Origin of the sequence: Streptomyces sp. V4I8, assembly GCF_041261225.1 — a bacterium.
Taxonomy (GTDB): Bacteria; Actinomycetota; Actinomycetes; order Streptomycetales; family Streptomycetaceae; genus Streptomyces.
Genome location: NZ_JBGCCN010000001.1, coordinates 3283347 through 3306922, shown reverse-complemented (window position 1 = coordinate 3306922; position 23576 = coordinate 3283347). Strand labels below are relative to the sequence as shown.

Genomic DNA, 23576 nt, shown 5'->3' with positions numbered 1-23576 from the left:
TGCCGGAGGGGGTCAGCGCGCCACAGGCCCGGACACGCAGGCATGAGAAGCGCACCGTGGGTACTCGCCAAGTCGAACGCCGATTCAGGGAGTTGACGATGGCGGGCTTCTCGCACGGTACGCGCAGGCACCCCCGCTCACGTGGCCGGACGTGGTCACGGACCGGGCCGGATCGCGCGACACTAGGGATCATCGGAGCCATCTGCGCGGTCGCCGGATTCTTCGTACTGGGCATCATCCTCGGCCCGGTGGCGATCGCATGCGGCTGGCTGGCCATGGGCCGAACCTGGTCAGGAGCCCGCCCCGTCCCGGCGTTGACAGCCCTGGTCCTGGGCGCGATCGACACCCTGCTGGCGCTCATCTGGCTGGCGGGTGTGGCAACCCCGGGCAACGGTTTGTACTAGCGCCTCGGAGATCGAAGCCTTGGGTTCTAGGGCGGCCGCGGGTCGTGTGTGGCCGGTCGCGCAGTTCCCCGCGCCCCTTGGGTGCGCTGCAGTGCGGTGGGCCATCGAGATCGGCCCCCAGCCATGCGGGCAGCCCGAGCCGCGCAGCGTCCGGACGGTCCGAGCCACCTGGCCTGCGGGCAGTCGTGCCGCTGGGGCGGCACCCGACCCAAAGAGGGCGGGCCCCTTCAGCGCCAGGCTGCGCGACCCACCCCCGGCCGACCCCAACGCCGGGGCAACCCCTAACGCACCTGTTCCTCGCCGACCTGCCCAGGCACCCTCGCCGCTGACAGCGCAGCGACCTCCGCGCGCAGCGCATGCACTTCCTCCGTCAGCAGACGTATCGCCTCCGTCTGGCGCCGCTCCTCCACGTCGTCCATCTCGAACCGCGCTATGAACCACGCGGCGATATTCGCGGTCACCACACCCAGCAGGGCGATCCCGGACAGCATCAGCCCCACCGCCAGCATCCGCCCCACGCCCGTGGTCGGCGCGTGATCGCCGTACCCCACGGTCGTCATGGTGGTGAACGACCACCACACCGCGTCACCCAGCGTCTTGATGTTCCCGTCCGGTGAGTCCCGCTCCACGGACAGCACGGCCAGCGACCCGAACATCAGCAGCCCGACCACCGCCCCGGCGACATACGTGGTCAGCCGGATCTGCGAGGCCATCCGCGCCCGCTGCCCCACCAGCAGCAGCGTCGAGACGAGCCGCAGCAACCGAAGCGGCTGTATCAGCGGCAGCAGCACCGCGCACAGGTCCAGCCAGTGCGACCGTACGAACTCCGGGCGGCGTTCCGCCAGGACGAGCCGGACGACGTAGTCCAGCGCGAACGCACCCCACACCACCCACTCCACCGCGAGGCACGCGGCCACCACGTCACGACTCGCGTCCGGCTCGACGATCGGCACGGCATAGGCCACGGCGAACGCCAGGGCCAGAGCGAACAGGGGCCGCTGGGTGAGCCGTTCCCAACGGACTTGCGCGGGCGGTTGCTTCATGGCCGCATCGTAGGAAATGTGAAGGGGTGGTGTAGCCCGCAGGTCACCCACGGGCACACCACCCCATCGAGCGGTTGACGAACGCCGGACCCTACGCGTCGCCCCCGGCAGCCCCCGGGTCCGCCGCCGACGCGTCGAGCAGCTGGTACCGGTCGATCGCCTGCTTCAGCACGGACCGGTCCACCTTTCCTTCCTTGGCCAGCTCGGTCAGCACCGCCACCACGATCGACTGCGCGTCGATGTGGAAGAAGCGCCGGGCCGCACCGCGGGTGTCGGCGAAACCGAAGCCGTCGGCCCCGAGCGACTGGTACGTCCCCGGCACCCACCGCGCGATCTGGTCCGGCACCGACCGCATCCAGTCGGAGACGGCCACGAACGGCCCCTCGGCCCCGCTCAGCTTCCGCGTCACCCATGGCACCCGCTGCTCCTCCTCCGGGTGCAGCAGGTTGTGCTCCTCGCACTCCACGGCCTCGCGCCGCAGCTCGTTCCAGGAGGTCGCCGACCAGACGTCCGCCTTGACGTTCCACTCCTCGGCGAGGATCTTCTGCGCCTCGACCGCCCAGGGGACCGCCACACCGGACGCCATGATCTGCGCGGGAATGGAGCCCGACGCGCCCTCGCTGAGCCGGTAGACGCCCTTGAGGATGCCCTCGACGTCCACGTTCTCCGGCTCGGCCGGGTGCTGGATCGGCTCGTTGTAGACGGTCAGGTAGTAGAAGACGTCCTCGCCGTGCGGGTGCTCCTCGGAGCCCCCGTACATCCGTCGCAGACCGTCCTGCACGATGTGCGCGATCTCGTACGAGTACGCCGGGTCGTACGCGACGCAGCCCGGGTTCGTCGAGGCGAGCAGCTGCGAGTGGCCGTCCGCGTGCTGCAGGCCCTCACCGGTCAGCGTCGTACGCCCGGCGGTCGCGCCCAGCACGAAACCGCGCGCCAGCTGGTCCGCCATCTGCCAGAACTGGTCGCCGGTGCGCTGGAAACCGAACATCGAGTAGAAGACGTAGACGGGGATCAGCGGCTCGCCGTGCGTGGCGTACGCCGAACCCGCCGCGATGAGGGAGGCCGTACAGCCGGCCTCCGAGATGCCGTCGTGCAGCATCTGGCCCTGCGGCGACTCCTTGTAGGCGAGCAGCAGATCGCGGTCGACCGCCTCGTACTGCTGGCCGAGCGGGTTGTAGATCTTCGCGCTCGGGAAGAACGAGTCCATGCCGAACGTGCGGTACTCGTCCGGCGCGATCAGCACGAAACGCTTGCCGATCTCCTTGTCCCGCATGAGGTCCTTGAGGAGCCGGACAAAGGCCATGGTCGTCGCGATCGACTGCTGGCCCGAGCCCTTCTTCACGGTCGCGTACGTCTTGTCCTCCGGTAGCGCCAGCGGCTTCGACCGCACGACACGCGTCGGGACGTAACCGCCGAGCCCCTTGCGGCGGTCGTGCATGTACTGGATCTCCTCGGAGTCCCGCCCCGGGTGGTAGTACGGCGGGAGACCGCTCTCCAGGTCCTTGTCGGCGATCGGCAGGTGCAGCCGGTCGCGGAAGCGCTTGAGGTCGTCGACCGTCAGCTTCTTCATCTGGTGCGTGGCGTTGCGGCCCTCGAAGTTGGGACCGAGCGTCCAGCCCTTGATCGTCTTGGCGAGGATCACCGTCGGCTGGCCCTTGTGCGCCTTGGCCGCCGAGAACGCCGCGAAGATCTTCTTGTGGTCGTGACCGCCGCGCCCCAGGTGCAGGATCTGGTCGTCGGTCATGCCCTCGACCATCGTGCGCAGCCGCTGGTCGTCGCCGAAGAAGTGGTCGCGGATGTAGGCGCCGGTCTCGGTGGCGTACGTCTGGAACTGGCCGTCCGGCGTGGTGTTCATCCGGTTGACCAGGAGACCGTCGCGGTCCTGCGCGAGCAGCGGGTCCCAGGTGCGGTCCCAGATCAGCTTGATCACGTTCCAGCCGGCGCCGCGGAAGATCGACTCCAGCTCCTGGATGACCTTGCCGTTGCCCCGCACCGGGCCGTCGAGGCGCTGCAGGTTGCAGTTGACGACGAAGGTGAGGTTGTCCAGGCCCTCGCGGGCGGCGATGGACAGCTGGCCGAGCGACTCCGGCTCGTCCATCTCGCCGTCGCCCAGGAACGCCCACACCTGCGACTTGGAGGTGTCCGCGATGCCGCGCGCCTCCATGTAGCGGTTCATCCGGGCCTGGTAGATCGCGCCGATCGGGCCCAGGCCCATCGACACCGTCGGGAACTCCCAGAAGTCCGGCATCGACCTCGGGTGCGGGTAACTCGACAGGCCGTACCGCGCCTTCGACTTCTCCTGGCGGAACGCGTCCAGGTTCTCCTCGCTGAGGCGGTCCAGCAGGAACGCGCGGGCGTAGATGCCCGGCGAGGCGTGGCCCTGGAAGAAGACCTGGTCGCCGCCGTCGCCCTCGTCCTTGCCCCGGAAGAAGTGGTTGAAGCCCACGTCGTAGAGCGAGGCGGAGGAGGCGAAGGTGGCGATGTGACCGCCGACGCCGATGCCGGGGCGCTGGGCCCTGGACACCATGACGGCGGCGTTCCACCGGGTGGCGTTGAGGATCTTCCGCTCGATCTCCTCGTTGCCCGGGAAGAACGGCTCGTCCTTGGTGGCGATCGTGTTGACGTAGTCCGTGCTGCGCATCTCGGGCACGGCGACGCGCTTCTCGCGGGCTCGCTCGATCAGCCGCAGCATCAGATAGCGGGCCCGCTCCCGGCCGCGCTCGTCCACGGCGGCGTCGAGGGAGTCGAGCCACTCCTGGGTTTCCTCGGGATCGAAGTCAGGAACCTGACTCGGAAGGCCGCCAATGATGATCGGGTTGCGATCGGATCCGGAAGCCACGCTGTTCCTTACCTGTCAGAGGGCCGTGTTTCTGGGTGTCTGCACCGCTCCCCATCGTGTACCTCGGGGCGCCAAACGTCATCTCTACTGTGAGGTAACCGGTTCCTGTGCAACGGTGCGGACGCAACGGATGGTTCCCAAAAGAACAAAGGGGGCAGATTGGTGTGGTGCGCGTCACCCTGAGACGATGAGGGTGTGCCTGGAGTTGGGGTGACACGTTCAGGATCGTCACCGTTTCGGCGGTCTGAACGGCCGGGTACTTGCGCGATCCGCCCCGCCCGTGTGGACTACGGCCAATGCTTCGCGCACGCGCGTGGCTGAGTTATTTCCCAAGACATGATCAGGAGGCAACCCGTGAGCGCGACCGCGGACCACGCGGAGGAGCGGACCCTTGCCGAGAGGCTGGGGTTCCAGCCCGAGCAGGTGGTCCAGGAGATCGGCTACGACGACGACGTAGACCAGGAACTCCGCGAGGCCATTGAGTCAGTGACCGGCACAGAACTCGTGGACGAGGACTACGACGACGTTGCCGATGCCGCGGTGCTGTGGTTCCGCGACGAGGACGGCGACCTTACGGATGCGCTGGTGGACGCCACCACGTACATCGAAGAGGGCGGCGCGATCCTGTTGCTGACGCCGAAGACCGGCCGTGACGGCTACGTGGAGCCCAGCGACATCTCTGAAGCCGCGACCACGGCGGGTCTGTCGGCGTCCAAGAGTGTCAGCGTCGGCAAGGACTGGAGCGGCAGCCGGCTGGTGACGCCGAAGGCCGCGAAGACCAAGAAGTAATCCTCAGTAGCCGGTGGCGGTGCCGGGCCGGGCTGAAAAGCCCGGCCCGGCCTCCTGCACGGGCCGCGGTGGTCGCTGCATAGGGTGGGTTCCACCCGAACAGCCCCACCGAAGGGACATCCACGACGATGGCGATCCAGGTCGGCGACAAGGCCCCCGACTTCGAGCTCAAGGACAACCACGGCGCGACCGTGAAGCTCTCCGACTTCCGCGGTTCCAAGAACGTCGTCCTGCTCTTCTACCCCTTCGCCTTCACCGGCGTGTGCACCGGTGAGCTGTGCGAGGTGCGCGACAACCTGCCGCAGTTCTCCGACCGCGACACGCAGGTGCTCGCCGTCTCCAACGACTCCATCCACACCCTGCGCGTCTTCGCCGAGCAGGAGGGCCTGGAGTACCCGCTGCTCAGCGACTTCTGGCCGCACGGTGAGGTCAGCCGCGCCTACGGCGTCTTCGCCGAGGACAAGGGCTGCGCGGTGCGCGGCACCTTCGTCATCGACAAGGAGGGCGTCGTCCGCTGGACCGTCGTCAACGCCCTGCCGGACGCGCGTGACCTGAACGAGTACGTCAAGGCGCTCGACACCCTCTGACCCGTCCGGTCCCGTCAGATCTCGTCCGGTCCCTCTGGTGGCCGACACCTGTGATTCTTCGGCACCAGGGCCTGCGAGGTACGGGAACCCGTCACTAGGATCGACTCGTTGATCCGATATCAAACGCACGGCGGGGCTCCCCGCCCCTGGACACCAATGGAGGACTCGTGGGAGTCAGCCTCAGCAAGGGCGGCAACGTATCACTGAGCAAGGAGGCCCCTGGCCTCACTGCGGTCATCGTCGGTCTGGGGTGGGACGTCCGCACCACGACCGGCACCGACTTCGACCTGGACGCCAGCGCGCTGCTGCTGAACCCGGAAGGCAAGGTCGGCAGCGACGCGAACTTCGTCTTCTTCAACAACCTCAAGAGCGCCGACGGCTCCGTCGAGCACACCGGCGACAACCTCACCGGTGAGGGCGAGGGCGACGACGAGCAGATCAAGGTCAACCTCGCGGGCGTCCCGGCCGACGTCGAGAAGATCGTCTTCCCGGTCTCGATCTACGACGCCGAGAACCGCCAGCAGTCCTTCGGCCAGGTGCGCAACGCGTTCATCCGCGTCGTGAACCAGGCCGGCGGCGCCGAGATCGCGCGCTACGACCTGTCGGAGGACGCCTCCACCGAGACCGCGATGGTCTTCGGCGAGCTCTACCGGCACGGTGCGGAGTGGAAGTTCCGCGCCATCGGCCAGGGCTACGCGTCCGGCCTGCGCGGTATCGCGCAGGACTTCGGTGTGAACGTCTGAGTTCTATCCGAGGGGTGACCGTCCAGGACACCACTGGCTGAGTCCGGCGCCGCATTCGTTTGGGTGCGGCGCCGGATGCGCAGGACAACCAAAGAAGCAAAACGCGGGGAGGACCAGCATCATGGGCGTCACGCTCGCCAAGGGAGGAAATGTCTCCCTGTCCAAGGCCGCACCCAATCTCACCCAGGTGATGATCGGGCTCGGCTGGGACGCGCGCTCCACCACCGGAGCCCCCTTCGACCTCGACGCCAGCGCACTGGTGTGCAGCGGTGGACGCGTCCTGGGCGATGAGTGGTTCGTCTTCTACAACCAGCTCAAGAGCCCCGACGGCTCGGTGGAGCACACCGGCGACAACCTCACCGGTGAGGGCGAGGGCGACGACGAGTCGCTCCTGATCGATCTCTCCAAGGTGCCGGCCCACTGCGACAAGATCGTCTTCCCGGTCTCGATCCATATGGCCGACGAGCGCGGGCAGACCTTCGGCCAGGTCAGCAACGCCTTCATCCGCGTGGTCAACCAGGCCGACGGCCAGGAACTCGCCCGCTACGACCTGAGCGAGGACGCCTCCACCGAGACCGCCATGATCTTCGGCGAGGTCTACCGCTACCAGGGGGAATGGAAGTTCCGGGCGGTGGGGCAGGGGTACGCGTCGGGGCTGCGGGGCATCGCACTCGACTTCGGAGTCAACGTCTCGTAACGCGATATGAGCAAAAGCCGGGCCCGGGTGGGGTGCGAAGAGGGGCCGAACTAGACTTCGGCTTCAAAAGTTCGTAAAGCCGAGTGCGGCGCGGGGGAGCCCCGTACACACAGGATTGGGTAGCCAGTGGTTCTGAAAACCTTCGGTTGGTCGTTCGCGGTCACCGCGCTCGGCCTGGTTGCAGCGGTCCTCTTCGGGGGGTGGACCGCCTTCGGCATCGTGGCGATCCTGTCCGTCCTCGAGATCTCGCTGTCCTTCGACAACGCGGTGGTCAACGCCGGAATCCTGAAGAAGATGAATGCCTTCTGGCAGAAGATCTTCCTCACCATCGGCATCCTGATCGCCGTCTTCGGTATGCGACTGGTCTTCCCCGTCGTCATCGTCGCGATCAGCGCGCAGCTCGGGCCGATCGAGGCCGTCGACCTCGCGCTCAGCGACAAGGACCAGTACCAGCAACTCGTCACCGACGCCCACCCGGCGATCGCCGCGTTCGGTGGCATGTTCCTGCTGATGATCTTCCTGGACTTCATCTTCGAGGACCGGGACATCAAGTGGCTGGGCTGGCTGGAGCGCCCGCTCGCCAAGCTCGGCAAGGTCGACATGCTGTCGGTCTGCATCGCCCTGGTCGTGCTGCTCATCAGCGCTATGACCTTCGCGACCCACGCCCACCAGCACGGCGGCGCGCACGTCGACAAGGCGGAGACGGTTCTGCTCTCCGGTATCGCGGGCCTGGTCACGTACATGATCGTGGGCGGTCTCTCCGGCTACTTCGAGGACAAGCTCGAAGAGGAGGAGGAGCGCGAGCACGAGGCCGAGGAAGAGGCCGAGCGCACCGGCAAGCCCCGCACCGCGGTCGCCATGGCCGGCAAGGCCGCCTTCTTCATGTTCCTCTACCTCGAGGTCCTGGACGCGTCCTTCTCCTTCGACGGCGTGATCGGCGCCTTCGCCATCACCAACGACATCGTCCTGATGGCCCTGGGTCTCGGTATCGGCGCCATGTACGTCCGTTCGCTGACCGTGTACCTGGTCCGCCAGGGCACCCTCGACGAATACGTCTACCTGGAGCACGGCGCGCACTACGCGATCGGCGCGCTGGCCATGATCCTGCTGGTCACCATCCAGTACGAGATCCCGGAGCTCATCACCGGCTCGATCGGCGTGATCCTGATCGGCTGGTCCTTCTGGTCCTCGGTGCGCCGCAATCGTGCGATGGCGGCCGCGGAGGGAAAAGCGGAGACCTCGGACGAGAAGACTGAGGTCTCGTCCGGGGTGTGACACCTCTGCGGGTGAGGAACGCTCTGAGCGGGGCGGCCGGGCCTCCGGCCGCCCCGCCGGTTTTTCCAGGTGACCGTGGTTCTTTCGTGGTGAACGCGGTTCTTTCGTGGGACGTGGGGGCGGAATGGGCTTCTTGGACGGGCTCTGGCGTGGGCGGGCGGCCGAGTTCGACTCGGGCAGCGCGTCATCGAACTCGATCGAGCTGACGAAGCGGCACGACCGGGTCTCGCTCACCAAGCAGGGCGCGGCGACCGGTCATCTCCGGGTCAACCTGGCCTGGCGTATGCGGACGTCGGACATCGGGGGATCGCAGCGGGAGAGTCTGCTGCGACATCCCTTCAAGGCGCTCAGGCCGCCGGAGGTGCTCGGGCACAGCCAGAGCATGGTCAACGTCGACCTCGACCTCGGGTGCCTGTACGAGCTGGCCGACGGGACGAAGGGGGTCGTCCAGCCGCTGGGCGGGTTCCTCGGGGACGTCAACTCGCCGCCGTACGTCAAGCTCAGCGGGGACGACCGGTTCGGGTCGGCCTCCGGGGAGACGATGTACGTCAACCTGGATCATCGGGAGGACATCAAGCGGCTGCTGGTCTTTGTGTACATCTATGACCAGACGCCGGCGTTCGACCGTACGCACGCGATCGTCACGCTGTATCCGAGCAATGGGCCCCGGATCGAGATCGGCCTCGATGAGCGGCATCCGCAGGCTCGGTCCTGTGCGGTGGTGACGATCGAGAACGTGAAGGGGGAGATATGGGTTCGGCGTGAGGTGAAGTTCGTGTACGGGTTCCAGGCTGAGCTGGATCGGTTGTTCGGTTGGGGACTTCAGTGGGGACGGGGCTACAAGACCAAAGCGGAGAAGTAGTCGCCTGAGAGCTCGGGGCCTTGTGCTGTGTGGCGGCTGCGGGTCCGGTTGTGGCTTGTCGCGCAGTTCCCCGCGCCCCTTACGGGGCGCTGCCGTCACCGTCCGATGAACTGTGGCCCTTGGGGTGGCAGACGGAAGTTCTGGTGGTGGGGAGCCGTTACCGGGGGCGCGTAGCCGTAGCCCGATGCGGACGGGACCGGCTGGCTGGTGGGCTGCGGGTAGCCGTAGGCCGGCTGGGTCGGCGGGGGCTGCTGCGGGTAGCCGTAGGACGGCTGGGGCGGGACCACGGTCGTGGGCTGCTCCGGGGGGAGGGGCTGGGAGACCTCCGGCGTGGTGGTCGGCGCGGGCTCCGCCATGGCCTCCGACTCGTCCACCGAGATGCCGTAGTCCGTGGCCAGGCCCTTGAGGCCGTCCGAGTAGCCCTCGCCGAGGGCGCGGAACTTCCAGCCCTCGCCGCGGCGGTACAGCTCACCGCAGATCAGGGCGGTCTCCTGGCCCGTCTCCGGCTTGATGTCGAAGTACGCCAGCGGGTCGCCGTCGATGGCTGCCGCGTCGTACAGCACGATGCGCAGGTCCCGTACGCGGTCGAAGGCGACGCCGTCCGCCGAAGCGATCAGCAGAATCTGACCGACGCCGGACTCGACACCGGTCAGATCTGTCTGGATCGTGTCGGTGAGGCCCTCGGCGCCCCGTTTCTTGCCGAGTCGCCAGACCTTCCCGGAGGGGTGCCGGGGCTGGTTGTAGAAGACGAAGTCCTCGTCGGAGCGCACACGACCGTCGGGGCCGAGGAGGAGTGCCGAGGCGTCGACATCCGGGACCCCCTGCCCGGGCGTCCAGCGCAGCACGGCGCGTACCGTCGTGGCTTCGAGCGGGACGTTCGACCCCTTCAACATCGCGTGCGTCATACGGTCATCCTGCCCTCTCCGTCCTGGTCACGACAACGCGGGGGTGCGACGGACCGTGTGTGCCTGTGTTCGTCCGCGTTACCAGAAATTCATGCCCTGCGGGAACCCCTGACATGGGTATCTACGTACTATTACCGGCCACCTGTGAACCGGTCACAGGGGCCATCGAGCCACCACGGGGGAGCTCTATGCGTCATTTCGGGCACATCGCCCCGGAGGTGCGGCAGCGCCTCTTCCACCAGGAGCCGGGCGAGTTCTCCGCCGACTCCCCGGCCCGGCTGCTCTCCGCGGCCCTGGGCGCCACGCTCTACAGTCCGGCGACCCGGCCGCAGCTCGCCGACGACGTCGTCAAACAAGCCGGGCGCGGCGTGGTCTCGATGGTGCTGTGCCTGGAGGACTCGATCGGCGACGAGGACGTGGCGGAGGGCGAGGAGAACCTCGTCCGGCAGTTCACCGACCTCGCGGGACGGGCGGGCGCGGTGCAGCTGCCGCTGCTCTTCATCCGGGTCCGCACCCCCGAGCAGATCCCCGACCTGGTACGACGGCTCGGTCCCGCCGTACGGCTGCTCTCCGGATTCGTGCTGCCCAAGTTCACCGAAGAGCGCGGCATGCCCTTCCTGGAGGCCCTCGCGAGTGCCGAGGCCCAGAGTGGGCGGCGGCTGTTCGCCATGCCCGTGCTGGAGTCGCCCGAGCTGCTCTACCGGGAGTCGCGCGTGGAGACCCTGGAGGGCGTCTCCCGCGCGGTCGACAAGTACCGGGAGCGGGTGCTGGCGCTGCGGCTGGGGGTCACCGACTTCTGCTCGTCGTACGGACTGCGGCGCGCCCCGGACATGACGGCGTACGACGTCCAGATCGTCGCCTCCGTGATCGCCGACGTGGTGAACATGCTGGGCAGAGCCGACGGCACCGGGTTCACGGTGACCGGGCCGGTGTGGGAGTACTTCCGGGTGCAGGAACGTATGTTCAAGCCGCAGCTGCGCCGCAGCCCCTTCCTGGAGGGCCAGGCCGAGGAGCTGCGCGAGGCCCTCATCGAGCACTCCATGGACGGCCTGCTGCGCGAGATCACCCTGGACCACGCCAACGGCCTCCTCGGCAAGACCTGCATCCACCCCTCCCATGTGCTGCCCGTGCACGCGCTGTCCGTGGTCAGTCACGAGGAGTTCAGTGACGCCAAGGACATCCTGCGGCCGGAGCGCTGCGGTGGGGGGGTACTCAGGTCGCAGTACACGAACAAGATGAACGAGGTGAAGCCGCACCGCGCCTGGGCCGAGCGGACCCTGCTGCGGGCCGACGTTTTCGGCGTGGCCAACGAGGACATCGGCTTCGTGGAGCTGCTCGCCGCCGGGATCCCGGCCTGACCGGGCCGACCGGCCTACCGGCCACAGACCGGCCTACCGGCCACAGACCGGCCTACCGGCCACAGACCGGCCTACCGGCCACAGACCGGCCTACCGGCCACAGACGGGCCGACTGGCTTCGAGCCTGCTGACCGGCTTCTATATCCAAGGGACGCATGAACAACGCAGTGAACAACGGGGTCTGGTCCGGGAGCTGGGTCGCCGAGCGGCTCGGAGTCCAGCTCGTGGGCGACGACGAGCTCACGCAGATGCTGGGACTCGCCCTGCGGCGCAACCCCAAGCGGGCGCATCTGCTCGTCTCCCACGTGCTCGGCAAGCACGTACCGCAGTCACCCTCCGTGGTGTACGGCGCCGGCTTCGCCCTCGGTCGCCGGGTACGGGATCTTCTGGGCGCCGACGAGGCCGCCAGGGCGGTCGTCCTCGGCTACGCGGAGACGGCGACCGGGCTCGGCCACTCCGTCGCCGACGGCATCGGCCTCGCGCCCTATCTGCACTCCACCCGCCGCCCGGTCGCCGGGGTCGCCCGCGCGGGCGGCTTCGAGGAGTCCCACTCGCACGCCACGTCGCATTTGCTGCTGCCCGAGGATCCGGCCCTGCTGGCCGGTGACGGGCCACTGGTCCTGGTCGACGACGAGTTCTCCACGGGGAACACGGTGCTGAACACCGTGCGGGATCTTCACGCGCGGTATCCGCGGCGGAGGTATGTCGTGGTGGCGCTGGTGGATATGCGGTCGGCGGCTGATGCGGGGCGGCTGGAGGAGTTCGCGCGGGAGATCGGCGCCCGGGTTGATCTGGTGGCCGCTGCTTCGGGGACCGTACGGCTGCCGGAGGGGGTGTTGGAGAAGGGGCAGGAGTTGGTGGCGCGGTACGAGGCGGAGAGTGCCGCGAGCGGTAGTCGGTCGACTGTGGCGCCGTCGGGGCCGGTCGCGCAGTTCCCCGCGCCCCCAAACGACGGCGTTGCCATTGAAGCCGACCAGAAGGCCAACCCCCTAGGGGCGCGGGGAACTGCGCGACCAGCCCCCACCTGCCCGCAGCCGGCAGACGAGCGCGCCCACCCCCACCCCACCCGCATAGACCTGCGCTGGCCGCACGGCCTCCCCGACGGCGGCCGGCACGGCTTCACCCCGCAGCACCGCCTCCGCCTCGAAAGCGCCCTCCCCGCCATGGCGGCCCGCCTCGCAGAGGCACTCCCGGCCGACACGCGGAGCGTCCTCGTGCTCGGCTTCGAGGAGCTGATGTACGCCCCCCTGCGCATCGCCCACGAGCTGGAGCGGAGCGCCGACGCGGAGGTCCGCTACTCGACCACCACCCGCTCACCCGTCCTCGCCGTCGACGACCCCGGCTACGCGATACGCACCCGCCTCGTCTTCCCGGCCCACGACGACCCCGCGGACGGCCCCGGCGAGCGCTACGCCTACAACGTCGCGGGCGCCGGCTTCGACGCCGTCATAGCCGTCGTCGACTCGGTCGCCGACACCCCCGAACTGCACGCGCCCGAGGGGCTGCTGGAGGCGCTCGCCGCCCACACCCCCCATGTCCTGCTGGCCGTGGTGCCGTCGTACGTCCCCGGCTCCCCGGCCATTTCCGAAAGGCACCCGATGCTGCCCGAGCCCCTCCGCGGCCCCGCCTTCTCCTCGTACGCCCCCGAGGAGGTCGGCTGGCTGCTCCAGGACCTCTCGGACGTGACGCTGGAGGCGCCGACCGAGGAGCGCGAGGAAGCCATCCAGAGCGGCGGTGCGCACTACGCGGAGTCGCTGCCGGTGGAGTACCAGCCGAGCGAGCAGTACCAGGCGCTGTTCCACACGGCGCTGGAGGAGTCCGCGGCACGGCTGGCGCAGGCGGTCGGCGCGGTCACCGAACTCGTGCTGGCGGAGCGTTCGCCTCGGCCGGTGCTCGTCTCGCTCGCCCGCGCGGGCACCCCCGTAGGCGTCCTCATGCGCCGCTGGGCCCAGTTCCGGCACGGGCTCGAACTGCCCCACTACGCCGTCTCCATCGTGCGCGGCCGTGGCATCGACGCCAACGCGCTGCGCTGGCTGGCCGCGCACCACGACCCGCGTGACGTCGTCTTCGTCGACGGCTGGACCGGCAAGGGCGCCATCACCCGTGAACTGACGGCGGCGATACGCGAGTTCGAGGCGTCCGACGGCATCACCGGCTTCGACCCGGAGATCGCCGTACTGGCCGACCCGGGCTCGTGCGTGCGGACGTACGGCACCCGCGACGACTACCTCATCCCGTCCGCCTGCCTCAACTCCACGGTGTCCGGCCTCATTTCGCGCACCGTGCTGCGCGCCGACCTGGTCGGCCCGCACGACTACCACGGCGCGAAGTTCTACCGCGAACTCGCCGGCGCCGATGTGTCGGTGGCCTTCCTGGACGCCGTCTCCGCGCGCTTCCCGGAGGTCGTGGACGCCGTCGACGCGACGACCAAGGAGCTGCTCTCCGGCGACCGCGCGCCGACCTGGGAGGGCTGGGCGGCCGTCGAGCGCATCAGCGAGGAGTACGGCATCCACGACGTGAACCTCGTCAAGCCGGGCGTCGGCGAGACCACGCGGGTGCTGCTGCGCCGGGTGCCGTGGAAGATCCTGGCGCGGGCCGGGGCCGGCGCCGACCTGGACCATGTACGTCTGCTGGCCGAACAGAGAGGGGTACCGGTGGAAGAGGTGGCCGAACTGCCGTACACCTGCGTGGGGTTGATCCACCCCAAGTACACGCGGGGCGCGACGGGTGCCGACGGCAAGGCGGTGAACCTCTGATGCCGGTGCTGGTGGCGAGCGACCTCGACCGTACGCTCATCTACTCCGCCGCGGCCCTCGCGCTGACCATGCCGGACGCGCGGGCACCGAGGCTGCTGTGCGTGGAGGTGCACGAGAGCAAGCCGCTGTCCTACATGACGGAGACGTCGGCCCAGCTGCTGACCGACCTCGGCGACGCGGCGGTCTTCGTGCCGACGACGACCCGGACCCGCAAGCAGTACCAGCGCATCAACCTCCCGGGCCCCGCCCCGAAGTACGCGATCTGCGCCAACGGCGGCCACATCCTGGTCGACGGCGTCTCCGACCCCGACTGGCACGCACAGGTCCAGGCCCGCCTGGCCGAACAGTGCGCGCCGCTCGCGGAGGTGCAGGACCACCTGATGGCGTCCGCGTCCCCGGCATGGGTGCGCAAGCACCGCATCGCCGAGGACCTCTTCGCCTACCTGGTCGTCGAGCGCGAGCTGCTGCCCGAGGAGTGGGTGAAGGAGCTCGCGGTGTGGGCGGAGAACCGCGGCTGGACGGTGTCCTTGCAGGGCCGCAAGATCTACGCCGTCCCCAAGCCGCTGACCAAGAGCGCCGCCATGCACGAGGTCGCCCGCCGCGCCGGCGCGGAGCTGACGCTGGCGGCCGGTGACTCCCTCCTGGACGCCGACCTGCTGCTGGCCGCGGACCGGGGCTGGCGCCCGGGGCACGGCGAGCTGGCCGAGACCGACTTCACCGCCCCGGCGATCACCGCGCTGCCGGAGCGGGGAGTGCTGGCGGGGGAGCGGATCCTACGGGAGTTCTTGAAGGCAACCCGCACGACAACGCCCTAAGGGGGCGCGCAGCGCCCGTAGGGGCGCGGGGCTGTGTTGGTCTGCGGCTACCGCCGCGTGGGCGCGACCAGCCCCCACGCACCCGCAGACAACAACGCAAGCACTGCCTAGCCGCAACACCCTCCACCACAGCACCCGCCCCCGGCAGGCCTCGGCGCCGCGGGGGCGCTGGCCGTCCCGCCCACAGCGACCGTCGACAGCAGCTTGACCGTGTCGTCATGCCCGGCCGGGCAGCTCGCCGGGGCGGACGACTCCGCCATCGGCCGGCTCAGTTCAAACGTGTCGCCGCAGCTGCGGCAGCGGTACTCATAGCGAGGCATGCGCACAGGTTAGCCCCGTCAGTGACCGCCGCCCCGTTCCTCGCGGATCTGGGCGACGACATGGGCCACCGACTGCCGCACCCCTTCCGTCTCCGTCAGGAAGTGCCAGTAGTCCGGGTGGCGCCCCTCCAGCGTGCCGATCGCCCGCTCCAGCCGGGCCACGGAGTCGTCCAGGGGGCGCGCATGCCGCGGGTCGGGGGTATTGCGGCCCGCCATGGCCAGCCGCTGGGCGTCCCGGATCGCGAAGCGGGTCCGGTCGATCTCCTGCTGCGGATCCTTCTGCACGGCGTTCAGCCGGCGCAGCCGGTCACCGGCGGCGGACACCGACTCGTCGGTGGAGTTCAGCAGCGCCCGGACCGTCGACAGCAGCGCCGTGGCGTCCGGCCAGCGCTGCTCGTCGCGCGCCGCCTGCGCCTCCTTCAGCTTCAGCTCGGCCTGCCGTACGTTCTCCGCGGCCCCGTCGGGCACGCCCTGCAGGTCCTGCCAGCACGCCACCGTGAACCGCCGCCGCAGCTCGCTCAGCACCGGCTCGACCTGCCCGGCACGCGTGGTGAGCGCCTGTGCGCGCGTACGCAGCGACACCAGCCGGTGATCGATCTCGGCGGCCTTCTCCGGCAGCCGCTCCGCCTCCACGCGGACCGCTTCGGCCTCCCGCGAGACCCGCTCGGCACGCTCCAGCGTCTGCGGGACACCATGCTGCCCGGCGCCCTGGTTCAGCTTGGTCAGCTCCGGGGCGAGGGCCGCGAGCCGGGCGGCGAGGTCGTCCGCCTTCAGCCCCGATCCCCGTACGGCATCCAGGGCGTTCGAGGCGGCGAGCAGGCCCTGCCGGGCGCGCTCCACGGCCGGGGCGAGGCGGGCCAGCTGGGTCTCCGCCTTGCCGAGCAGCGGCCCCAGCCCGTCCGTGAACCGGTCCAGGTCCTGCTTGACGCGCCCCAGCTCGTCCTTGGCCCGCGTCAGCTCCGTACGCGCGCGGGCAGCGACCGAGGCCTCCAGGTCGTCGCGGTCGAGGTCATGGGCGTCGACGGCCTGGATGTACTGGTGGCTGGCCTCGTCGATACGCCGCCCGAGCGCCTCGAAGTCGGTGATCGCCCGGCGCGCGGCCGGGGAGTCGTCGACGGCCGTGATCGTCTCGATCGAGATCCGCAGATCCCGCTGGGCGGTGTCCAGCTCGTAGAACGCGGCCGCCGCGGCGTCCTTCGCGGCCTGCGCCTCGGCCCGCTGACTCTCGGCCCGCCCGCCGAACCAGCGCCGCGTACCCCCGCCGGTGAACGCGGCGGGCAGGGCGAGGGCGAAGACGAGGGGGAGGGCGACGAGGGTAAGGGTGTCACCGAGGGCACGGCGTGTGGCGTACGGGACGCCGCGGAGGGCGCTGCGAGGGACACGACGAACGGGCTGCGGAACCTCCCGCGCGGGACGCTGCTGCGCGCCCGGCGCTGACGGCGAGTTCGGCTGCGGAGGTGTCGCCGTCACATCCCTCTCCCGTGCTGTCATTCACCCTGCCCGGTTCATTCTCCCACCGGTTTAGGACGAACACACGGGCCGGTTAGTTCGCGGTTCGCACCGTGACTTTTCCGTCGCCGGTGTGGGCGGAGACCACATGGGAGCTGGTGTCGTCCCGGGGCACGGACACATCCACCGAGCCGTCACCGGTCTCGGTCGTCACGCGGTACGTCGCCCGAGGCAGCTCGATCGTCACCGAACCGTCGCCGCTGCGGGTCTCCACCAGGTCCGGCACGGTGCCCAGTTCGAGCCGGACCGAGCCGTCACCGGTCTGTGCCCTGACCTGCCGCGAGGACACGTCGGAAACACGCACCGACCCATCTCCCGTCCGCAGGTCCAGCGGCCCACTGGAGTCGGTGACACGCACGGACCCGTCCCCCGTACGCACGCTCAACGCATCCCGGAACCCCCGCGCCCGCACGCTCCCGTCCCCGTCCTCGACCTTCACGGTGACGCCGTACGGCACCTCGATACGGTGCTTCGTCGAGCAGTTCGCGATCATGCCCGAGCACTTCTCCCGCAGCACCAGCCGGTCGTCCTCCATCGACCAGGTCACCTTCGGATCCGACCCGATCGCGACCTTCCCCTGGAACCACCGGGTCACCTCGACCGTGTCGCCCTTGTCCCTGTCGCCGGCCACGATCTCCAACGCCGAGTCGTCGGAGTCGATCGTCAGCGTCCGCCCCTCCAGGGCGAAGGACCGGTGCTCGGGCTCCTTGTCGTCCCCCGCGGAGGCACAGCCGGCGACCCCGGTGACGAGCGCCACCACGACTCCGGCGACGGCGACACGAGCGGCAACGGTACGGGCCATGACGATCTCCCCCTGTGACTTCCCTGAGACTCCCCGGGATTCCCTGAGACCGACTGTCCGGCCCGGGATTTCGGTGGTGCTCCGACCGTACGGACCCGGCGCCCCCCGCGGGATCCGGGCCGCTCCCGGATCCGTGGTGGGGATAACCCCAGGAGCGCGACCCCAGCAGCGCCCCCGGCATCCCGGACCGCCCCCGACACGGGTTTGCGGGACATGGCCCCTGGCAAGGTAGGCTGTCGACTCATTCACGGGTGCGTAGCTCAGGGGTAGAGCGCCTGCCTTACAAGCAGGATGTCGGCGGTTCGAAACCGTCCGCGCCCACCGCAGCAGAGGACCCCGCCGTTCGCCGGTCGGGGGCCTCTGTTTTTCAGCTGTCCTGTGGTGTCGTCGGCGCCTCATGGGCGTGCTTCAACCTGGTGCGGGCGTCCACTCGGTCCGCCCCGCTGAGTTCCGACCAGAAGCGGTGGCCGCTGACGAAGACCGCGAGTTCGTGTTCGCGCTGTCGGAGTTTTTCCACCTCGGCCTGTTCGTCCTCCGTCCAGCCGGGGGAGGCGGGGCGTTCGATCTTGCGCCAGCCGTTGTCGTCGCTGAAGGCGTCCAGGGGCACGACCGACCAGGGGAGCCGCTTCAGGAGGGCCGACAGCTCGGCCCGGACCTGATGCAGCTCCTCCTGACCGGCGAGGAGGTCACTCGGAAAGTCATAGGGCGTAGCCACGGCCCAATGCTACGCCTGTTCGATTTTGGGTTGCGAGCTTCTTTGGGTGGTTCATGCGAACGGGTGTGTGGGCGGGTGGTCGGCTAGTGTCCGGCTTCCCTCAACTGCCGTACCAGAGTGGTCGTTACCGGCACGGGAACCCCATGGCGCTCCGCCGCCCGTAGCAACGCGCCCCCGATGGCGTCCAGTTCGAGAGGGCGGCCGGCCTCGGCGTCGCGCTGCATCGACGACTTCGTGCTCGAGGGGAAGGCGTCGTAGCGGGCGAGGGTCTGGGCCGGGTCGGCGGGGCCGCCGCAGGCGCGGCTGACGGCCGCGGTTTCCTCGACCAGGGAGGTCAACTCCTCGCGGTGGCGCGTGCGTACGTCGCCGAGGGGGAGGGCGTGGCGGGTGGTCAGCAGGGCGAAGGGGGCCAGGAAGGACATCTTCGCCCAGAGGGCCGCCGTCTCGTCGGTGAGGACGCGGGTGGTGGGGCCGGCCGTGTCGAGGGCTCGCGCCAGGGCGTCGAGACGGTCGCCGGGGACCGCCTCGCCGGTGAGGTCGATCTCGGCGAAGGGGCTGGCGTGCTCGATCCGCCCCGGGGCGACGCGGGTCGACTCGGCGCGGATGACGGCGGGGGCGACACGGTCCGGGCGGTACCGGGTGCGGAGGGTCTCCGGGTGTTCCACGCCGTTCAGGAAGGGGACGATCAGGGCGTCGCCGAGTGCGGTGGGCGGGACGCGGGTCAGGGCCGCGTCGAGGGTGGTGGCCTTGACCGCGATCAGGCAGGCGTCGACCGGTTCACGGAGCTCGGTGTCCGCCTCGACCTGGGCCGTGAAGTCCCCGAAGCGGGCGCTCCGGACCTGGATGCCGGTCGTCCGCAGGGTCTTGGCCGTCTCGTCGCCGGCCAGGCAGATGACGCGGTGGCCGGACCTGGCCAGGAGCCCGGCGAGCAGGCCGCCGATGCCGCCCGGGCCCAGTATCGCCACGGTGAGTCGGTCGTCCGCTGTCGTGTGTTGCGCCGTCATGCGATTCCTCTCGTCGGTCGGCCCCTTGGTGTGGTGGCCGCCTCGACGTGATCATGGCAGACGGACCCTCTCCGAGGGAGACTGTTGGACATGTGCCGCAGTATCAAGACGCTTCGTCCGCCCGTGTTGCCCGAAGAGGCGACAGAGGAAGAGATCCGGGCCGCCGCCCTGCAGTACGTGCGCAAGGTCTCCGGCTTCCGGGCCCCGGCCGCGCACAACCAGGAGGTCTTCGACCGCGCCGTCGACCTGATCGCGGAGGCCACGGCCGACCTGCTCGACGGCCTGGAGGTGCGAGGGGCCGCGGCGGCGCGCAAGGCCGGGTAGCGCACGGGACGGATACACGAGACGGATTACAAGGGACGGATACAAGGGACGGATACAAGGGCTGGGGCGTATGCCGCGCGACGCGCCGCCTGGTCACGCCGCTGTACGGGGTCGCGCCGCGGGGTCACGCCGCTGTACGCAGTCACGCCGCCGTACAGGGTCGCGCCGCGCGTCCGCACGGGCTGGGCACTCGGCGTGCCGCGATCATCACGGGCCTGCCCTGCGGCGGCCACATCCCAGGGCGGGAGCGCCCGCTACCCGCTACCCGCCACCGAGGCAGAGACGCCCACCCCCCGGGGCACTGAGCAGACGCCCACGCCCCCGGGGCACTGAGTAAACGTTCATGCTCACTCCTCGGCCTCTGAAGCAGACGTTCACGCCCACCCCTCGGCCTCTGAAGCGAACGCCCACGCCCACCCCCGCCCCCGAAGCGGAGCGCCTACGCCGGCTTCCGGCGCATCAGAAACGTCGCCCCCGCCCCCGCGGCGAACAGTGCCCCCACCGAGACCGCCGTAGCCAGCCATGTCGCGCCCAGCCACTGGGCGCCGAAGTAGCCGAGGGCCACGCTGTAGGTGGCCCAGGTCAGGCCGGCCAGGGCGGACCAGGGGAGGAAGTCGCGGGGGCTGCGGTGGGTGGCGCCGGCGCTGAGGGAGACGACCGAGCGGCCGGCGGGGGCGAAGCGGGCCAGGACGACCAGGGCGCCGCCACCTCGGGCGAGGGTTGTGCCGAGACGTTCCTGCGCTGATGTCAGGCGGCGGGAGCGGGCGATCGCGCGGTCCAGGCGGGCGCCGCCGCGCCAGGCGAGGCGGTAGGCGACCAGGTCGCCCAGGACGGAGGCCGTCGCGGCGCAGAGCGTCAGGGCCAGGAGGTCCGGGACCTCGCCGGGGACCTGACCGGTCGCGGCACCCGAGCCCGCGGCCGCCGCCGTCGCGGCCGTGATCACCAGGACGCCGCTGGGCAGGATGGGGACGAACACGTCCAGCAGGACCGACAGTGCTACCACCACATAGATCCATGGGGCCGCTGTCAGCGAACCCACGTCCTCGAGACCCTCGAGCACCGCAACTCCCCGTTTACCCCCGTGGCCATTCCGTGCCGTGCCGCTTCGTCGCGGGGGAGCGGCAGGTGCGGCCTATGACAGCCATACAGCGTACGCCTGGGGTGTGACAGGAGATTCATCGGGGGCTCGGGTGTTCGGCACGGCATCTTCACCCGGCTGCGGCCGGGCGGAGAGGACAACGGCGCCGGTACCCGCGTGAGCCACGCAGGTACCGGCGCCGTCGGGACAAGGGCGGAGCCGTCAGGCCGCCACCGGCGTCTTGTCGGCCGCCGTCCGGCTCTGTGCCTCGGAGCGCTTGGCGAACAGCCGGTCCAGGCCGAACGCGCCGGAGCCCGTGAAGATCAGCAGGAACATGGCCCAGCAGTACATGGCGGCGCCCTCGCCGCTGTTCTCGATGGGCCACAGCGCCTGCGGCTGGTGGACCTTGAAGTACGCGTACGCCATGGCGCCGGAGGAGATGAACGCCGCGGCGCGGGTGCCGAGGCCGAGCAGGACCAGGCTGCCGCCGACGAGTTCGATCACTGCGGCGAACCAGCCGGGCCAGGTGCCGGCCTCGACGGTCTCGCCTCCGAAGGTGCCGAAGAGCGAGTTGGCGCCGTGGCAGGCGAAGAGCAGGCCGACGACGATGCGGAACAGGCCGATGGCGTACGGCTGGGCGCTGTTAAGGCGTCCGGTCATGTGAGGGACTCCCTCGGTCTGAGGTTTACCGGTCCCTGTAAGGAACGGCGTGGGGACGGATACTGATCGGTAGCCCCCACGTTAGGTAGCCCTAATCAACACTTGCAAGTTCAACATTCGGACACATCTCAGCCCCGGAATCCCCATACGTCCCGGCAGTAACCGCACGTAGCGCCGCTCTCGCCACCGCATCCGCGTCCGAAAGGGTGACCGAATCCACACCCGGCCGCGCCCCCGCCGCCGTCACCCAGTGCACACCCTCGGTAGGCACACCGAACGCGAACCTCCGTGCGTGCGCCTGCCCTTGACGGTCGATCAGATGGTACGGCCGTTGTGTTACATCCACCCCTCCCGTTTCGTGACCGTCCACGAGGTGCGGGCGGCACTGCCCGGTCTTCAGCAGCCGGGCGAGCAGGTCGTCGGCGCTCCGGCGCAGGTCGGGTTCCGGCAGGCGCGCCTCGACGAGAGTCGTCGCCCGCACCGCCGAGCCCGGCACCTCCGGCGAGTGCGCCACCCAGGCCCCTTCCTCCTCCCGCACCTCCAGCCGCGGTCCGAGCACCTCCACCACCCCCGCCTCCACCAGGGCCACCAGCTCCTCCACGCGGCGCCTGGGCGGGCCGATGGACAGGAAGGCGTTGAGCGGGGTGTACCAGCGGTCCAGGTGGTCCCGGCGGGAGGTGCCGGTGAGGCCGCCGTGGTCGACGATCAGGCGGAGTTCGTTGCGCAGGTCGCGCAGCACGTCGAGGGCGGACTTCAGCGGGCCGTGCACATTGCCCCGGGCGGCCTGTGCGGCGTCCTCGCGCAGATACGCCAGCAGCCAGCCGCGCCACTGCCCGGGATCCGTGAACTCGCACCCCGTATACGGCCGGGAGATCCGGTCCCAGCTCCAGCGCTCGCGCTCCGGTACGCCGAACTCCGTGAGCAGGTCGGCCTCTCGGGGGTCACGGTGAGGGACGGCCAGGAAGCGTTCGGTGAACTCCTGAAACCCCGGCCGCCGCACCCCCGGTCCGGGAGGCACCGGCGATATCAGCCGTATCAGCGCCGTGTAGTACACCGTCTCCACCTCCTTCGCCACCAACGGCCATATCTCCGCCAGGAAGTCCGGCGCCTCGCCCGAGTCCGCGCGCTTGCGGAAACCGGCGATCACCTCGGGCGTCAGGACGAGCGGGAGGTGGCGGCCGTACGGCCCCTTCGCGTTGTCGCCGCGTGCCTGGTACGGGATGCCGCGCCGCGAGCCGGCGTACAGACGAGGCTCCTCGCCGGAGGGGACGTAGCGCAGGCCCTCGCCCTCCTCCCGGACGAAGCGGCCGCCGCGGCCCGTCGTCAACAGGGCCATGTGGTCGAAGAAGTTGAGGCCCAGGCCGCGCAACAGCACCGGCTCGCCGGGGGACACGCGGGACAGGTCGACGTCGGCCGGGTTCGCGGGGGCCACGTAGCGCAGACCATGGCGTTCGGCGTGCGACGTGAGGCGGCGCTGTGTCGCGTCGGCGGCCGTCGGCAGATGCCCCTGCGCCATCACCACGGCGGACAGTCCGGGCAGGACACGGCCGTCGTCGAGGGTGAGGACCTGACCGCCGTCGGGCGCCTCGTCGAGCCGTACCGCGCGGGCCGCGTACGTCTCGACCCGCACCGCGGCCGGCGCGTCCCGCACGACCTGCGCGAACACCCACTCCAGGTACCGGCCGTAGTGGGCGCGGGTCGGGTACTCGTCCGGGCCCAGCTCACCGGCCGCCCAGTCGTACAGGCTGGGGCCGGGCCGGATCGGGCCCGAGCAGTCCACGCTGTCGTCGGTGAACAGCGTGACCTGCGAGGCCACCGTGTTCATCAGCAGGTCGGGCGACTGCGCGGTCCGCCACACGCGTCCGGGGCCGGGCGGCGCCGGGTCGATGACATGGACCGTGAGGCGCGCCCCGGGCGGGAGGAGTTCGGGAGCGGAGGCGCAGAGCCGTTCCAGGACGCTGGTGCCGCGGGGGCCGGCGCCGACCAGGGCGAGGGAGACCGTGGAGGGCTCAGGAGTCGGTGTGGAGGTCGGTGCAGACAAAGGGGGGACTCCCGGGCGTGTGGGGCGCATTGGAGCGAACCGCCGGGTGG

The 23576-nt window shown here is 70.0% G+C and carries 22 protein-coding genes and 1 tRNA gene; 12 read left to right on the top strand and 11 right to left on the bottom strand.

What is annotated here, in order from left to right; genetic code table 11:
• Positions 1 to 98: 98 nt before the first annotated feature.
• Complete coding sequence (locus ABIE67_RS15030; RefSeq protein ID WP_370257238.1) at positions 99 to 404, top strand: small hydrophobic protein; 306 nt, start codon at positions 99 to 101, stop codon at positions 402 to 404.
• Between the two features lie 281 nt (positions 405 to 685).
• On the opposite strand, the gene ABIE67_RS15025 is transcribed toward ABIE67_RS15030, so the two are convergent.
• Positions 686 to 1447 (bottom strand): potassium channel family protein, encoded by a 762-nt coding sequence (locus ABIE67_RS15025; RefSeq protein ID WP_370257237.1) that lies wholly within the window; start codon positions 1445 to 1447, stop codon positions 686 to 688.
• A 91-nt stretch (positions 1448 to 1538) separates the two neighbouring features.
• A complete protein-coding gene (gene aceE / locus ABIE67_RS15020) occupies positions 1539 to 4286 on the bottom strand; it encodes a pyruvate dehydrogenase (acetyl-transferring), homodimeric type (RefSeq protein ID WP_370257235.1) in 2748 nt (915 codons plus the stop codon).
• Positions 4287 to 4640: 354 nt separating this feature from the next.
• Between aceE and ABIE67_RS15015 the strand changes: the two genes are divergently transcribed.
• From ABIE67_RS15015 to ABIE67_RS14990, 6 genes are all read left to right on the top strand, one after another.
• Positions 4641 to 5075: a DUF3052 domain-containing protein gene (locus ABIE67_RS15015; RefSeq protein WP_030054586.1), complete on the top strand. Its 435-nt coding sequence runs from the start codon at positions 4641 to 4643 to the stop codon at positions 5073 to 5075.
• Positions 5076 to 5203: 128 nt separating this feature from the next.
• Complete coding sequence (locus ABIE67_RS15010; RefSeq protein WP_048582333.1) at positions 5204 to 5662, top strand: peroxiredoxin; 459 nt, start codon at positions 5204 to 5206, stop codon at positions 5660 to 5662.
• 167 nt (positions 5663 to 5829) lie between these two features.
• On the top strand, positions 5830 to 6405 hold the full coding sequence (locus tag ABIE67_RS15005) for a TerD family protein (RefSeq protein ID WP_031476289.1): 576 nt from the start codon (positions 5830 to 5832) through the stop codon (positions 6403 to 6405).
• Positions 6406 to 6526: 121 nt separating this feature from the next.
• Positions 6527 to 7102 (top strand): TerD family protein, encoded by a 576-nt coding sequence (locus tag ABIE67_RS15000; RefSeq protein WP_370257231.1) that lies wholly within the window; start codon positions 6527 to 6529, stop codon positions 7100 to 7102.
• 126 nt (positions 7103 to 7228) lie between these two features.
• Positions 7229 to 8377: a DUF475 domain-containing protein gene (locus ABIE67_RS14995; RefSeq protein ID WP_370257229.1), complete on the top strand. Its 1149-nt coding sequence runs from the start codon at positions 7229 to 7231 to the stop codon at positions 8375 to 8377.
• A gap of 124 nt (positions 8378 to 8501) precedes the next feature.
• Positions 8502 to 9239, top strand: coding sequence for a Tellurium resistance (locus tag ABIE67_RS14990; RefSeq protein WP_302001038.1), 738 nt, complete (start codon positions 8502 to 8504; stop codon positions 9237 to 9239).
• A 95-nt stretch (positions 9240 to 9334) separates the two neighbouring features.
• Here ABIE67_RS14990 and ABIE67_RS14985 read toward each other — a convergent pair whose 3' ends face one another.
• On the bottom strand, positions 9335 to 10144 hold the full coding sequence (locus tag ABIE67_RS14985) for a TerD family protein (protein WP_370257226.1): 810 nt from the start codon (positions 10142 to 10144) through the stop codon (positions 9335 to 9337).
• 188 nt (positions 10145 to 10332) lie between these two features.
• Between ABIE67_RS14985 and ABIE67_RS14980 the strand changes: the two genes are divergently transcribed.
• From ABIE67_RS14980 to ABIE67_RS14970, 3 genes are all read left to right on the top strand, one after another.
• Complete coding sequence (locus tag ABIE67_RS14980) at positions 10333 to 11502, top strand: HpcH/HpaI aldolase/citrate lyase family protein (protein ID WP_370257223.1); 1170 nt, start codon at positions 10333 to 10335, stop codon at positions 11500 to 11502.
• A gap of 155 nt (positions 11503 to 11657) precedes the next feature.
• A complete protein-coding gene (locus ABIE67_RS14975) occupies positions 11658 to 14258 on the top strand; it encodes a phosphoribosyltransferase (RefSeq protein ID WP_370257218.1) in 2601 nt (866 codons plus the stop codon).
• Positions 14258 to 15073, top strand: a complete 816-nt coding sequence (locus ABIE67_RS14970; protein WP_370257213.1) for an HAD family hydrolase — start codon at positions 14258 to 14260, stop codon at positions 15071 to 15073. Before ABIE67_RS14975 ends, ABIE67_RS14970 begins: the two co-directional genes overlap by 1 nt.
• Before the next feature lie 107 nt (positions 15074 to 15180).
• Here ABIE67_RS14970 and ABIE67_RS14965 read toward each other — a convergent pair whose 3' ends face one another.
• The 3 genes from ABIE67_RS14965 to ABIE67_RS14955 all read right to left on the bottom strand — a co-directional run bounded on the left by ABIE67_RS14965 (position 15181) and on the right by ABIE67_RS14955 (position 17704).
• The gene (locus tag ABIE67_RS14965; RefSeq protein WP_370257210.1) at positions 15181 to 15393 is read right to left on the bottom strand and encodes a zinc ribbon domain-containing protein; all 213 of its coding nucleotides are present in this window, start codon (positions 15391 to 15393) and stop codon (positions 15181 to 15183) included.
• Positions 15394 to 15411: 18 nt separating this feature from the next.
• Positions 15412 to 16863, bottom strand: a complete 1452-nt coding sequence (locus ABIE67_RS14960; RefSeq protein ID WP_370257207.1) for a hypothetical protein — start codon at positions 16861 to 16863, stop codon at positions 15412 to 15414.
• 73 nt (positions 16864 to 16936) lie between these two features.
• Complete coding sequence (locus ABIE67_RS14955) at positions 16937 to 17704, bottom strand: DUF4097 family beta strand repeat-containing protein (protein WP_370257203.1); 768 nt, start codon at positions 17702 to 17704, stop codon at positions 16937 to 16939.
• Between the two features lie 249 nt (positions 17705 to 17953).
• On the opposite strand from ABIE67_RS14955, the gene ABIE67_RS14950 reads away from it, so the two are divergent.
• Positions 17954 to 18025, top strand: a tRNA-Val gene (locus ABIE67_RS14950).
• A gap of 46 nt (positions 18026 to 18071) precedes the next feature.
• On the opposite strand, the gene ABIE67_RS14945 is transcribed toward ABIE67_RS14950, so the two are convergent.
• Positions 18072 to 18419, bottom strand: a complete 348-nt coding sequence (locus ABIE67_RS14945; RefSeq protein WP_370257200.1) for a hypothetical protein — start codon at positions 18417 to 18419, stop codon at positions 18072 to 18074.
• Between the two features lie 83 nt (positions 18420 to 18502).
• Positions 18503 to 19423, bottom strand: a complete 921-nt coding sequence (locus ABIE67_RS14940) for a ketopantoate reductase family protein (RefSeq protein ID WP_370257196.1) — start codon at positions 19421 to 19423, stop codon at positions 18503 to 18505.
• A 90-nt stretch (positions 19424 to 19513) separates the two neighbouring features.
• Between ABIE67_RS14940 and ABIE67_RS14935 the strand changes: the two genes are divergently transcribed.
• On the top strand, positions 19514 to 19747 hold the full coding sequence (locus ABIE67_RS14935; protein ID WP_370257192.1) for a DUF2277 domain-containing protein: 234 nt from the start codon (positions 19514 to 19516) through the stop codon (positions 19745 to 19747).
• 439 nt (positions 19748 to 20186) lie between these two features.
• On the opposite strand, the gene ABIE67_RS14930 is transcribed toward ABIE67_RS14935, so the two are convergent.
• The 3 genes from ABIE67_RS14930 to ABIE67_RS14920 all read right to left on the bottom strand — a co-directional run bounded on the left by ABIE67_RS14930 (position 20187) and on the right by ABIE67_RS14920 (position 23556).
• Complete coding sequence (locus tag ABIE67_RS14930) at positions 20187 to 20807, bottom strand: DedA family protein (RefSeq protein WP_370257189.1); 621 nt, start codon at positions 20805 to 20807, stop codon at positions 20187 to 20189.
• Between the two features lie 240 nt (positions 20808 to 21047).
• Entirely contained in the window at positions 21048 to 21485 is a 438-nt protein-coding gene (locus ABIE67_RS14925) for a DoxX family protein (RefSeq protein WP_370257186.1), read from the bottom strand.
• Between the two features lie 91 nt (positions 21486 to 21576).
• Positions 21577 to 23556, bottom strand: coding sequence for an FAD/NAD(P)-binding protein (locus ABIE67_RS14920; protein ID WP_370257183.1), 1980 nt, complete (start codon positions 23554 to 23556; stop codon positions 21577 to 21579).
• Between the last annotated feature and the right edge of the window lie 20 nt (positions 23557 to 23576).

Excerpts from the sequence above, each read along its gene's own strand:
- ABIE67_RS14975 (WP_370257218.1), top strand. The coding sequence starts at position 11,658 with ATGAACAACGCAGTGAACAACGGGGTCTGGTCCGGGAGCTGGGTCGCC.
- ABIE67_RS14935 (WP_370257192.1), top strand. The coding sequence starts at position 19,514 with ATGTGCCGCAGTATCAAGACGCTTCGTCCGCCCGTGTTGCCCGAAGAG.
- ABIE67_RS14990 (WP_302001038.1), top strand. The coding sequence starts at position 8,502 with ATGGGCTTCTTGGACGGGCTCTGGCGTGGGCGGGCGGCCGAGTTCGAC.
- ABIE67_RS15010 (WP_048582333.1), top strand. The coding sequence starts at position 5,204 with ATGGCGATCCAGGTCGGCGACAAGGCCCCCGACTTCGAGCTCAAGGAC.
- ABIE67_RS14980 (WP_370257223.1), top strand. The coding sequence starts at position 10,333 with ATGCGTCATTTCGGGCACATCGCCCCGGAGGTGCGGCAGCGCCTCTTC.
- ABIE67_RS14985 (WP_370257226.1), bottom strand. The coding sequence starts at position 10,144 with ATGACGCACGCGATGTTGAAGGGGTCGAACGTCCCGCTCGAAGCCACG.
- ABIE67_RS14925 (WP_370257186.1), bottom strand. The coding sequence starts at position 21,485 with ATGACCGGACGCCTTAACAGCGCCCAGCCGTACGCCATCGGCCTGTTC.
- ABIE67_RS14970 (WP_370257213.1), top strand. The coding sequence starts at position 14,258 with ATGCCGGTGCTGGTGGCGAGCGACCTCGACCGTACGCTCATCTACTCC.
- ABIE67_RS15025 (WP_370257237.1), bottom strand. The coding sequence starts at position 1,447 with ATGAAGCAACCGCCCGCGCAAGTCCGTTGGGAACGGCTCACCCAGCGG.
- ABIE67_RS15000 (WP_370257231.1), top strand. The coding sequence starts at position 6,527 with ATGGGCGTCACGCTCGCCAAGGGAGGAAATGTCTCCCTGTCCAAGGCC.
- ABIE67_RS14965 (WP_370257210.1), bottom strand. The coding sequence starts at position 15,393 with ATGCCTCGCTATGAGTACCGCTGCCGCAGCTGCGGCGACACGTTTGAA.
- ABIE67_RS15030 (WP_370257238.1), top strand. The coding sequence starts at position 99 with ATGGCGGGCTTCTCGCACGGTACGCGCAGGCACCCCCGCTCACGTGGC.
- ABIE67_RS14940 (WP_370257196.1), bottom strand. The coding sequence starts at position 19,423 with ATGACGGCGCAACACACGACAGCGGACGACCGACTCACCGTGGCGATA.
- ABIE67_RS14955 (WP_370257203.1), bottom strand. The coding sequence starts at position 17,704 with ATGGCCCGTACCGTTGCCGCTCGTGTCGCCGTCGCCGGAGTCGTGGTG.
- ABIE67_RS14920 (WP_370257183.1), bottom strand. The coding sequence starts at position 23,556 with ATGCGCCCCACACGCCCGGGAGTCCCCCCTTTGTCTGCACCGACCTCC.